This is a genomic window from Luteitalea sp. (assembly GCF_022842525.1).
Lineage (GTDB): Bacteria > Acidobacteriota > Vicinamibacteria > Vicinamibacterales > Vicinamibacteraceae > Luteitalea.
Genome location: NZ_JALHPM010000079.1, coordinates 19921 through 29312, shown reverse-complemented (window position 1 = coordinate 29312; position 9392 = coordinate 19921). Strand labels below are relative to the sequence as shown.

Here is a 9392-nt window from a genome sequence, read left to right as displayed (position 1 = left end):
GACGGACAACCGTCGCGAACATCTAGATGAACGCGGGTTGCGCCGTAATTCTTTCTGGCGTGGGACACCTGCGGCGAGCTACCGGGCTGTGGAGTGCGTCGGTCCGTCCCCTCGCTGCCTGATGGCAAGCCTCCACGCCATGTCGCCGTCGCGAGCGAGGCGGCGGCAACCAACGACGGCAGATGTTCAACGAACGTCTCAGCTTATGCGGATCATCTCGTCACCGAGGCTTAAACAACTCCGCGGCGACAGCTGGAGTTCCCGCAAGAGTAGTCGAGGCGCGCAGAGAGTGAGGCGTCACCGCATGAGTGCCGCCGCACGCCGATATGCGGCTCGGACGGCTGAGAGTGATTTGCCCACTCTGCCAGCGATCTCCTCGTCACTGAAGCCCATCCTTTTCCAGAGGAACACAAGCCGATCTTCCTTCGGCAAACGTCGCCAACGGCCCGCGAGTTCCCGCAAGCTGCGCCCCTCCCGACGGTGCTCTTCGCTTGCCATCACACGTTGCCCCAACGGTGCTGCGCGGCCGACTGACCAGCGGCCACGGGAGGCGTCGCACGTGACAACGCGTTGCGTTCGTCACCGGCGGCGGCGAAAAGCTTATGGGCTTCGGCGAATTGCGACTCGGCCTGGGGCCATGCCCGCAGCCAGGCAAGGCGGTCGTCCTCCTTGAGGAGCTGGTGTGGGTCGGGCGCTGATTGAGCGCCGGCGGGAGCAGCGACGACGACAGAGATTGCAACGGCCAAGAGAGCTCGCATGGCACGTACTCCTGAAGTGTTGCCGAATGGTGTCGGCCGTTGAGCCACGAACCAGGAGCAAGCGAGGCGCGGAAGACTGCGCCCTGCCTACACGAATGGGGACCGGCTTGAGGCCTCAGCGGAGCAAGGACTGTTCTCGGGGATTCCGCGGGGAACAGACCGCTTTGGCCATCTTGAAATGGCGCGGGCACCGGCGCGCGAGTAGACATGGCGTGTGGATGGGAACCAAGTACTCAGGAAGAGCTTGGCGCACATGCCCACGCCGCCGTGTTTGCGGTCGCCGTTCTACAGGCTGTGAGGCTGCTGTTGCGGCCGCACGACCCCGCGCGTCATCAACGGGCGCTCGGTATGACGGCGAGTACTCCATCACCACCGGCTGGTGCAATCGCTCCCTGGAAGCCGTCGCATTCTTCCGACGTTTCGAAGGCTGAGAGTCAACCGGTTCGACTCGCGCCGCCTCCACCATTCGTCCAGAGTTGTCCGTAGGCGTCCATGGCAATCCATGGACGTCCGGCTCAGCCTCACGACATCCTCAACAATTCACGTACTGTTCGCCGCTCGGCGGCGCGGCTGGCTCCCAGCGTCGGCTTCCTATCAGTGCGAGATGGGGGTGCTTCTGGGGGTACGCCCCATTGGGCGTATCGATGCCCTGGGGGTATCGACAGCCGACCCGTACCACTCCCCGCGACCGCGCCACTCGGCTCAATATCGGCCCTTACCTACCAGAACTCGCGAGCGAGGCGAATCCTTACGGTCGGCACGCCTCACGCGCGCGTGGGACCGTCTGAATACTGGTGGCGTAGGGCTCCCCAGGCTTTCACCGGCGCTTGCTGAGCTGAGCTTGAAGAGTTCGTTTCGCTCCGCCGTGGTCAGCATCGTGCGGGCGCCGTGCGGTCGGCGCGGATGCGGTCCACCCGCTACCGCGGTGGACTCGTTAGGTCGAAGTCGCGGGCCACTGCCTCCACGCTCTGGCCTTCCTCGAGCAGTAGGCGGCAGGCCTGGGCTCTCTCTAGCTCAGCTCAGCCTGAATCCGCGCAACCGCAGCCATCACGTCACCGAGGCAGCACACACCGCGCGGATTCCTGATCTCGCACGCGCAGCGGCCCGCGCTGATGTGTTCACGAATCCGTTCGACTGCGCCCGACGTTCCGGCAGACTCGAACTCGGCGCGGATCGACGCATCGGACTCGCCGAAGCAGTAGCAGATCTGGCGATCGCCGAACGCGCATTTCTGCCAGACCGGGACGCGCAGATCCGCGGTGGTGAACCGAGAGCCCTCGTCGTCGAAGTACACGACATCGCATGCGACATCCGGGCAGAAGGCATAGTCGCGCCCGCTCAATCGCTGCAGCGCCGCTTCGCTCAATAGCGCCTGAACCGTGCGTCGTCCGACGGGTTTGCCGGACCACCCAGTCTTCGGGCACTTCATCGCAGTCGAGCGTTCCGCCGATCCCCTGCAGCAATTCGCCATGGTCTCAGTAGGTGGGACGCGAAGCGAGCTGGTTGAGGGCCGCCCTCAATTCAGCTTCTTCGACGCCGCCGATGAACTCACGCACTTTTGTGCCATCCGCGCGGAGAAGCACGATGTGTGGCGTGGACGTGAACCCGAACCGCGCCTTGGCGTCGCTCGTGCGGGGTTCACCCACGTGGAGGTACAGGAAGTCGACCCGGCCTGCGAACTGCTTCTCGAGCCCATGCACGATGGGCATCGCCTTTCGGCAGCCAAGTCAACGTGGGTGAAAGAACTCCACGAGTTGCGGACGACCGGACCTGCCGACCCGTGCGGGATCACTGGGCGTGTATTCGTCCGGAGTTGCGGGTGTCTGACTGCGCGCGATGCCAGGCACCAGGAGCGCCGCTGCGCCGAGCAGAGAACGTCTCGTCATCGTCATCGGAACAACTCCTTGAGCATCGCGATCAGATGAGGCTCTATTGTGGGCCACACGGCTGCGGCGCCGAGTGCCGCGGTAGCGACGGCCATCATGGTGAGGGTGGAACGATTCGGCCTCTTCCCCGTCCGGCGCGTGTCCGCGAACACCCACAGCCAGGCAGCGCCCACCAAAACGGTGGCGAGGTAGAGCGCGCCCCAGAACGCCTGGGCGAAGACCGCCAGCACGCCGCCGGACGACGCGAGCACGACCGCCGGCAAGGCGAACGGCAGCACGCAGCACACACCACAGGCGACCGCCCCGACGGCCACGGTCGCGGCCGCCGCCGACGCGGCGCCTTCTGGCGACGGCGTGAGGACAACCAGGCGCCTACGCCCGCTCACGGTGACTCCTTCTCAGGATGATCGTGGTCCGAAGACAATGATCGCGGCACCCGCCAGCGCGATACCTGCCCCGACCAGATCCCATCGATCCGGTCTTGCGCCCTCGACTGCCCACAACCACACGAGCGCCGCGGTGATGTAGACGCTGCCGTACGCGGCGTACGCTCGCCCGGCGTGGCTGCTGTCGACGAGGGTCAGCAGCCACGCGAACAGGGCGAGCGAGACCATGCCTGGCACCAGCCACCAGCCCGAGTGCTGGCTGCGCAACCACGCCCAGAAGGAGAAGCAGCCGGCGATCTCGGCAAACGCCGCCAGCACGTACACCAGTGTGGTCCGCATGCGCCATTGTCCGTGTCATGGACGCTGGCCCGTCAACTCGGCCAGCAAGTCGGGCACCGCGTCGGCGGCGGCAGGCGGTGCGGTGACGAGCAGGCGCACTTCGTCTGCGTCCTCGTGCAGTTCAAATTGCAGGAAGGCGCAGCAACTGCGCTCCTGCTCCACGAGCCGTCGGACGCGTGACGCCGCCTCCGGCGCATAGCGCAAGTCGAGGATGAGTCCTCGACGCTCGACATGCCGGAGGGCGTCCCGGCTCAACACGGCGATCTCGGCGAGCCTGGTGCGGTAGTCAGACGATGACAACGTGCAGGCAATGGGAATGTCGCTGGCCATTCGAAGCTCCTGGACGTACGCTACAACCTCAAGTCACTTGAGGTTCAAGTCCTTTCCGCGAGCCATGAGAATCGGCACTCTTTCTGAACGAACGGGGACCAATGTCCCGACCATCCGCTACTACGAGTCCATCGGCCTCCTCCCCCGAGCCGCCCGGCAGGAAGGTGGCCAGCGCGTCTACGGCGAAGGCGACGTCGAACGCCTGACGTTCATCCGGCGCTGTCGCGACTTCGGCTTTTCTGTCGCGCAGGTCCGCTCGCTGGAGGCCCTTGGACGTGACCGGTCCCGGTCATGCCTGGAACTGCGCGAACTGGCCGCGACCCACGTATCGGATGTCCGGGCGCGCATTCGCGAGCTTGAAGGCCTGGCAAGCAGCCTCGAATCGTTCGTGGAGACCTGTGACGCGACGTGTTCGGGTGGTGCCGGGCCGGACTGCACCATCCTCGAGGACCTGGGCAAGCAGCCGCGTCAATGCCGCTGCGAGACGGCGCCGACCAGCCAGTGAGGCTCGACGAAGAACGCTACGATCGCAGACGGTCGACAGCCGCAGGCGCGTCCTGCCTCGAGAGGATGCGCGGGTGTCAGAGGGAGCGCAGAAAGGATAAGACTCGCGCCTTCTCGTCCGGCGAGAGCTGGGCGAAACCACGGACGGCCAGTTCCCCCTCGCCTCGATGACCACGGACCGCATCTTCGACCGTCGCCGCGCGTCCGTCGTGCAAGAGCGGACGCCGCAGTCGCAGTCCCCACAATGCTGGTGTCCGGATCTCCTCAGGTAGCGCCGCGCCCTGCGCGATGCCATCACCGGTGCCGACGTCGTGAAGCAGCAGATCCGAGAACAGCGGCACCGTCACGCGATTGAACAGCGGATTGGCGCTCGGTCCCGTGCTGAGTGCAGGCGTGTGGCACGTGGCGCAACCGATGGCGATGAACAGCCGCTCGCCGTCACGCTCGATCTCGCCAACTGCGCCGCGGCCGGCCGGGGCGAGGAACTTCATGAACGCCTCGAAGTTGTCGATGCCTCGGCGTCCGGTGCCGGGCTCGCGCACGTCTTCCGGTTCGGGCCGCGGATCGCAGCGGCGGAACTGCTCCGCCGTGATGCCATGCGCCGACTCGACGCCGAATACATCATTGGTGATGCCCATCTCGTTCCGATACGCGTCGGCTCCGAACGTGAGCAGCGTGGCATGCTGCGCCTTCCATCCGAAACGGCCGACGCGCGGTTCTCCGGTGGCAACGTCCCGCACGATCGCCGCGCGGCCCGACACGCCGTCGCCGTTGCGATCGAGGGGATCCTCGAGTGCGCGGATGGTCTCATCGGGAATGGCCTCGACCAGCCCGGCACCGAACAGCGGGATCGGCGCGCGCCGCGCCACCACCGTCACATCGTCCGGAATCATCGGCTGGCACCCATGCGTGGGTACCGAGAACAGGTGCATCAACGTGTCGCCTTCCGCGTTGAGACCACGGAACCGGCCGTCGGGATCGCGGTAACCGACGCGCGTCTCGAGCATCACGCCGCCGCCACCGATGGCCGGCACGTTGTGGCACACCGCGCAGCTCGAGCCGTTGAACGCCGGGCCAAGCCCCTCTTCCGCCGTCTCGACTTCCATGAAGTCATCGAGACCGAGCCGGAACTCCTCGAACTCCACGGGCGTCAACCCCGGCAGTGGTGCGCCGGCACCGGACTGCACCTGCGCGGTCACCCGCACGGCGATCGAGGCGACGGTTCCAGTCAACGCTCCGCAGACCACCCAGGCAGCGACATCGCGCCACGTCATGGCGTCGAGCGACCGTCGGCCTCGCGCACGATCAATTCGCCCCTCATGAAATTGTGGCCGGCGCCGCACATCCGACTGCACTCGAATCGGTAGCGTCCGGGCTCCTGCAGGCGCACCACCACCACCGCCTCGCCTTTGCCCCGCTTCGGAATGGCGATGTTCACGTCGCCGCCGACGACGCGAAATCCGTGCGTCGTATCGTCGCTCTTGAGCCTGAACTCGACCTCCTCGCCGGCAACGATCGTGATGCGTGAGGGAAAGAACACGAAACGCTCCGCGCTAATCCGGACGACGCGCCGGGCCGGAGCGCTCGGCGTCGGCTGCTCAGACGGCAGTGGCGGCGGGGTCTGGCCCATCGAGGTGACGACAAGACACAGGATGCACACGACATGACGGAACGCCATCAGAACCACCATCCCAAGCCGATATTGACGCTGTTCGGTCCACGCACGACGCTGCTCTGGTTGCGGGTCCACACGTAATCCGCCTTCACCGCGATGTCGGGATCCGGGTAGTAGGTGATGCCCACGATCCACGCATCGCGATCGAACTGCTTCAGCGGCAGGTAGCCGTCCGGCATGCGGAACTGCGTGTCGAAGTTCTCGTAGCGGACGAACGTGACGAGGTCACGCGGCGCGCCCCGATCCCACACGCGGTAGGCCGCTTCGCCGTACCACCCGCGCAGGGTGCTGGCGATGTTGGGCGACACCCCGGTGAGCCGTTGAATCGCCTCGTTGAGGGGGCCGGCATCGCCGATGCCCACCTGCGCGAACTGGGCACGCGCCTCGAATGGACCGCGCTGGTAACGCGCATCGACCTCCAGCACGCGCACCGTGGTATCGAGGCGGGCGGCCGCAAAGGACGACTCGCCGGTCCAGATGCTCGCGCCCACGGTGAGATCGCGGATGCCGACGTATTCGCCGCGGGCCGTGAAGGCCAGGTTCCTGACGTTGGCCTCTGCGCCCTTCTGTTGCCCTTCGCGAATGCCGTCCTCGGCCGTGAACTCCAGCGCATCGAGTGGCGCCATGGCATACGCGCGGTATCGGAAGCCGTTCCCGACTTCACCGTGCACACCAAAGCCGACGTCGAACCACGTCGTCGGCACAATCACCGTGTCCACGAACGGACGCTCGACGCCGTTGAAGACCGGTGGCTCGTGCCGCTCGTTGATGATGCCGACCGGCACCAGGAGCATGCCGGCACGCACGTTGAAGGAACGGCTGAGGAGGAAGTCGATATACGCCTGTTCGAGTTCCAACTCCCCCGCCCCCTCCAAGCCTGTGACGAGGGCGTGTTCGACTTCGAGCTCGCCGACAAAGCGCAGGCGCGACGTGAAGCTGTGGTTGAACAGCAGCACGAACCGATGGAAGTCGAGGACCGGGTCCTTGCCTTCCTCGTGGTTGAAGTGGAAGTCCATGTAGCCCGAGATCGGGCCCGTCTGCGGACGGTCGTCGGCCGGCTGAGACGGCTGGGCCAGCGCGGGCGGGACAGTGCCGCACAGCAACAATCCGAGCAGGACACCCCAGATTACCGGATTTACGCCGCCGAGTATTTGAGCCATGTAAACTTTAGTTTTGAATAATCAAAACAGGCACAGCATGCTACGACACAGCCGGGCTGTCAACGCCGTTCTGCCGTAAGCGCAGCCGGAGGCGTCCTGGGCGACCGAACTGCACCTCGCGCGCGGCCACTGGATGTTCACAGCTCCGGGAGGCCACGCATCGGCGTGCTAATCTTGCCGTCGTGCGCCGATTCGGGCAGGTCATCCTCGTGCTCCTGCTTGCGCTCGGCGTGTCCGACGCCGCCAGCCTGCTGGTGCCCGAGCCCTGCGCAGCAGCGGAGCGCTCGAGTGACACCGGCAGCTGCCCTCCGACGTGTGTCACCTGCGGGTGCTGTCATCAGGCCGTCGACCTGGCGATAGTCATGCCGCTGCTGGTCTCGCCCAGGCCTGCGGTCGAGACCACCGAGCCGCTGGCCTCGCTCTCGGACCACGAGCCCCGCGACATCCTGCACGTGCCCAGGCGCGACGCCTGACCCGTCCTCTCGCCCTTCACCTGATTCGTTGACGCCCCGCAACGGGGTCTGAGTACTGTCATGCGCCGACTGTTGTCCGCGGCGCTGTGCGTGGCGTGCTGCCTGTGTACGGCAGCGGCCACGGCGCAGCCCACCTCGCTTGCCTTGCCCGACGTGATTGCGCGCGCACGCACTGACGCCCCAGACGTCGTGGTGGCATCGCTGACGCTCGAGGAGGCACGCGGTCGCCTCGTCGGCGCCGGTCGACGGCTGCAGACCAATCCCGACCTGGACACCGCGCTCGGTCGCCGCGATGGCGAGGACGGCGTCCAGACTGATTTCCAGATCGGCATCGAGCAGATGTTCCAGCCGTCAGCGCGCCGCGACGCACGTATCGAGGGTGCCGAGGCGGCACTCGCGCAGGCCCGCGCCGACATCGAGGAGACGCGCCGCCAGACCATTACCGCCGCCGTCGAGGCGTTCTATCGCGCCGTGTACGCCGGTGATCGGCTGCGCCTCCTCGAGGCGAACGTGACGCTGGCGGAAACCGTGCTGGCCGTCGCGGAACGACGGTTCGCCGCCGGCGACGTGGCCGCGCTCGACGTCAACCTGGCACGCACGGCGCTGTGGCGCACCCGGGCGGACGTGGCGGCGGCCGACGCGGACGCGACGATTGCGCGCGGTCAACTGCAGCGCATTCTCGGACTCGACGGCCCCGTGATCGTGGACGGCTCGCTCTCCGGGGCACTGGCCGATCACGCTCCCCTCGAATCCCGGCTGGCGACCATCGACACGCGCCCCGACCTCCAGGCGCTCGACGCCAGCGTGCGCGAGGCGGACGCCGAGGCGCGCTTGGGCGAGAGCCTGACGCGACCGGAGTACGGCGTGGGTGCGCGTTACTCACGCGAGGAGAGCGACCACATCGTCATGGGTACCTTCACCATCAGCCTGCCGTTGGCCAACAAGGGGCAAGACGTCACGATCACCGGACGTGGGCGTGCCGCGCGTCTCCGCGCCACCCTCGAGGCCGTCCGCCGGCGAGCACGCATCGAGGTCGCCGCTGCGCACGCCGCATACGAGCGCCGCCTCGCCGCGCTCGGCATGCTGGAACGGGACGTCGTCTCGACGCTCGATGACACGCTCGGCCTGGCCACGCGCAGCTTCGATGTCGGCCAGATCGGCGTCGCTGACGTGCTGGTGATGCGTCGCGAGGTCCTGGATGCCCGAGCCCAGTATCTGGACACGGTGCTCTCGACGGTTCTTGCCCGTGTTGCCCTGGATAGCGCCTCCGGAGTGCTCCGATGAAAATGCATACCGTCCTCGTGGCGGTCACGCTGGCTGGCCTGGCGACGGCGTGCGGCCGCGATGCGACCCCACCCGTGGCAGAGGCACCCAAGGCCCCTGCCGCCGACAGAGAGAACCAGCCTCACGACGACGCGACCGACACCGTCGAAGTCGACGAGAGCATGCTCCGCGACCTGCGAATCACCACGCAGACGGTGGAGTCCCGCACGGCCGCCGAGCGCCTCTCGCTCCTGGGCGAACTCGCCGTGGATCAGCGGCACTATGCCGAGGTGGGCGCGCCCGTGGTCGCCCGAGTCCTGCGAGTGCTGGCGTTCGAAGGTGACATGGTGCGTCGCGGCGGCGTCCTGGCGGAATTGACCAGCCCGGACCTCGGGCGGGCCCGTGCCGAGTACCAGTCCGCGCAAGCTCGCGCAGCGCTGGCGCGCACCGCGCTCGATCGGGTGCGCGGTCTGGCGGCTGAACGCATCGCCCCGGCGCGGCAGGTACAGGAGGCCGAGGCGGAACTCGGGGCCGCCGAGGCTGCCGTGCGATCGGCGCGTGCATCCGTCACGACGTTCGGCGCGGACCTGGCCGAGACTGAGACGTCGGTGGGCTCGA

Annotated in this window: 14 protein-coding genes; 4 read left to right on the top strand and 10 right to left on the bottom strand. The window is 67.0% G+C overall.

The annotated features are described in order from the left end of the window. Nucleotides 1-297: 297 nt before the first annotated feature. The 7 genes from Q0C41_RS31445 to Q0C41_RS16340 form a co-directional block, all read right to left on the bottom strand. On the bottom strand, nucleotides 298-498 hold the full coding sequence (locus Q0C41_RS31445; RefSeq protein WP_367079229.1) for a sigma factor-like helix-turn-helix DNA-binding protein: 201 nt from the start codon (nucleotides 496-498) through the stop codon (nucleotides 298-300). Continuing rightward, complete coding sequence (locus Q0C41_RS16365) at nucleotides 498-758, bottom strand: hypothetical protein (protein ID WP_291985313.1); 261 nt, start codon at nucleotides 756-758, stop codon at nucleotides 498-500. The genes Q0C41_RS31445 and Q0C41_RS16365 overlap by 1 nt, the downstream gene beginning before the upstream one ends. A 1009-nt stretch (nucleotides 759-1767) precedes the next feature. Then, nucleotides 1768-2187, bottom strand: coding sequence for a hypothetical protein (locus Q0C41_RS16360; RefSeq protein ID WP_291985311.1), 420 nt, complete (start codon nucleotides 2185-2187; stop codon nucleotides 1768-1770). Between the two features lie 46 nt (nucleotides 2188-2233). After that, a complete protein-coding gene (locus Q0C41_RS16355; RefSeq protein ID WP_291985309.1) occupies nucleotides 2234-2467 on the bottom strand; it encodes a hypothetical protein in 234 nt (77 codons plus the stop codon). A gap of 179 nt (nucleotides 2468-2646) precedes the next feature. Further along, nucleotides 2647-2922: a hypothetical protein gene (locus Q0C41_RS16350; RefSeq protein WP_291985307.1), complete on the bottom strand. Its 276-nt coding sequence runs from the start codon at nucleotides 2920-2922 to the stop codon at nucleotides 2647-2649. A 120-nt stretch (nucleotides 2923-3042) separates the two neighbouring features. Then, nucleotides 3043-3369, bottom strand: coding sequence for a YnfA family protein (locus Q0C41_RS16345; protein WP_291985305.1), 327 nt, complete (start codon nucleotides 3367-3369; stop codon nucleotides 3043-3045). 15 nt (nucleotides 3370-3384) lie between these two features. Next, entirely contained in the window at nucleotides 3385-3699 is a 315-nt protein-coding gene (locus Q0C41_RS16340; protein WP_291985303.1) for a hypothetical protein, read from the bottom strand. A 64-nt stretch (nucleotides 3700-3763) separates the two neighbouring features. Between Q0C41_RS16340 and Q0C41_RS16335 the strand changes: the two genes are divergently transcribed. Beyond that, the gene (locus Q0C41_RS16335; RefSeq protein ID WP_291985301.1) at nucleotides 3764-4204 is read left to right on the top strand and encodes a helix-turn-helix domain-containing protein; all 441 of its coding nucleotides are present in this window, start codon (nucleotides 3764-3766) and stop codon (nucleotides 4202-4204) included. 76 nt (nucleotides 4205-4280) lie between these two features. Here Q0C41_RS16335 and Q0C41_RS16330 read toward each other — a convergent pair whose 3' ends face one another. The 3 genes from Q0C41_RS16330 to Q0C41_RS16320 are packed head-to-tail and all read right to left on the bottom strand — an operon-like array spanning nucleotide 4281 to nucleotide 7038. Further along, nucleotides 4281-5477 (bottom strand): di-heme oxidoredictase family protein, encoded by a 1197-nt coding sequence (locus Q0C41_RS16330; protein WP_291985299.1) that lies wholly within the window; start codon nucleotides 5475-5477, stop codon nucleotides 4281-4283. Beyond that, complete coding sequence (locus Q0C41_RS16325; protein ID WP_291985297.1) at nucleotides 5474-5833, bottom strand: cupredoxin domain-containing protein; 360 nt, start codon at nucleotides 5831-5833, stop codon at nucleotides 5474-5476. Before Q0C41_RS16325 ends, Q0C41_RS16330 begins: the two co-directional genes overlap by 4 nt. A gap of 47 nt (nucleotides 5834-5880) precedes the next feature. Beyond that, entirely contained in the window at nucleotides 5881-7038 is a 1158-nt protein-coding gene (locus Q0C41_RS16320; protein ID WP_291985295.1) for a hypothetical protein, read from the bottom strand. A 182-nt stretch (nucleotides 7039-7220) separates the two neighbouring features. On the opposite strand from Q0C41_RS16320, the gene Q0C41_RS16315 reads away from it, so the two are divergent. The 3 genes from Q0C41_RS16315 to Q0C41_RS16305 all read left to right on the top strand — a co-directional run. After that, nucleotides 7221-7511, top strand: a complete 291-nt coding sequence (locus Q0C41_RS16315) for a hypothetical protein (RefSeq protein ID WP_291985293.1) — start codon at nucleotides 7221-7223, stop codon at nucleotides 7509-7511. A 60-nt stretch (nucleotides 7512-7571) separates the two neighbouring features. Then, entirely contained in the window at nucleotides 7572-8795 is a 1224-nt protein-coding gene (locus tag Q0C41_RS16310; RefSeq protein ID WP_291985291.1) for a TolC family protein, read from the top strand. Continuing rightward, nucleotides 8792-9392: efflux RND transporter periplasmic adaptor subunit (locus Q0C41_RS16305; protein ID WP_291985289.1), on the top strand; the 601-nt coding region annotated here is incomplete at its 3' end. The genes Q0C41_RS16310 and Q0C41_RS16305, both read left to right, overlap by 4 nt.

Coding starts and splice junctions, on each gene's coding strand:
- Q0C41_RS16320 (WP_291985295.1), bottom strand. CDS start 7,038: ATGGCTCAAATACTCGGCGGCGTAAATCCGGTAATCTGGGGTGTCCTG.
- Q0C41_RS16345 (WP_291985305.1), bottom strand. CDS start 3,369: ATGCGGACCACACTGGTGTACGTGCTGGCGGCGTTTGCCGAGATCGCC.
- Q0C41_RS16335 (WP_291985301.1), top strand. CDS start 3,764: ATGAGAATCGGCACTCTTTCTGAACGAACGGGGACCAATGTCCCGACC.
- Q0C41_RS16365 (WP_291985313.1), bottom strand. CDS start 758: ATGCGAGCTCTCTTGGCCGTTGCAATCTCTGTCGTCGTCGCTGCTCCC.
- Q0C41_RS16355 (WP_291985309.1), bottom strand. CDS start 2,467: ATGCCCATCGTGCATGGGCTCGAGAAGCAGTTCGCAGGCCGGGTCGAC.
- Q0C41_RS16340 (WP_291985303.1), bottom strand. CDS start 3,699: ATGGCCAGCGACATTCCCATTGCCTGCACGTTGTCATCGTCTGACTAC.
- Q0C41_RS16310 (WP_291985291.1), top strand. CDS start 7,572: ATGCGCCGACTGTTGTCCGCGGCGCTGTGCGTGGCGTGCTGCCTGTGT.
- Q0C41_RS16360 (WP_291985311.1), bottom strand. CDS start 2,187: ATGAAGTGCCCGAAGACTGGGTGGTCCGGCAAACCCGTCGGACGACGC.
- Q0C41_RS31445 (WP_367079229.1), bottom strand. CDS start 498: ATGGCAAGCGAAGAGCACCGTCGGGAGGGGCGCAGCTTGCGGGAACTC.
- Q0C41_RS16325 (WP_291985297.1), bottom strand. CDS start 5,833: ATGGGCCAGACCCCGCCGCCACTGCCGTCTGAGCAGCCGACGCCGAGC.
- Q0C41_RS16330 (WP_291985299.1), bottom strand. CDS start 5,477: ATGACGTGGCGCGATGTCGCTGCCTGGGTGGTCTGCGGAGCGTTGACT.